The organism is Streptomyces doebereineriae (assembly GCF_031845645.1).
Lineage (GTDB): Bacteria > Actinomycetota > Actinomycetes > Streptomycetales > Streptomycetaceae > Streptomyces > Streptomyces canus.
Genome location: NZ_JAVREZ010000510.1, coordinates 1 through 407 on the forward strand (window position 1 = coordinate 1; position 407 = coordinate 407).

Sequence of the window (407 nt, forward strand, 5' to 3'; positions counted from 1 at the left end):
GTATCCTGCTGCCCATTTCGATCGTCGGCGCGCTGATATTGCTCGGCGGCGGCGCGATCCAGAACTTCGCGCTGCACAGCGAGGTCGTCAACACGCTCGTTGGCGGGACACAGACCATCCCGGGCGGTCCGGTCGCCAGCCAGGAGGTCATCAAGCTGCTCGGCACCAACGGCGGTGGCTTCTACAACGCCAACTCCGCGCACCCGTTCGAGAACCCCACCACCTGGACCAACTGGGTGGAGATCTTCCTGATCCTGATGATCCCGTTCTCGCTGCCACGGACATTCGGCCGCATGGTCGGCAGCGTGAAGCAGGGCTACGCGATCGCCGCGGCGATGGCCGTGATCGCCACCGTCAGCGTCAGCCTGATGATGCTGTTCCAGCTGCAAGCCCATGGCACCGTCCCC

1 protein-coding gene is annotated in these 407 nt (G+C 64.9%); it reads left to right on the top strand.

The features are described 5' to 3' along the window. The coding region (locus tag RNB18_RS53015; RefSeq protein ID WP_311721178.1) for a potassium-transporting ATPase subunit KdpA at window positions 1-407 on the top strand (407 nt) is incomplete at both ends.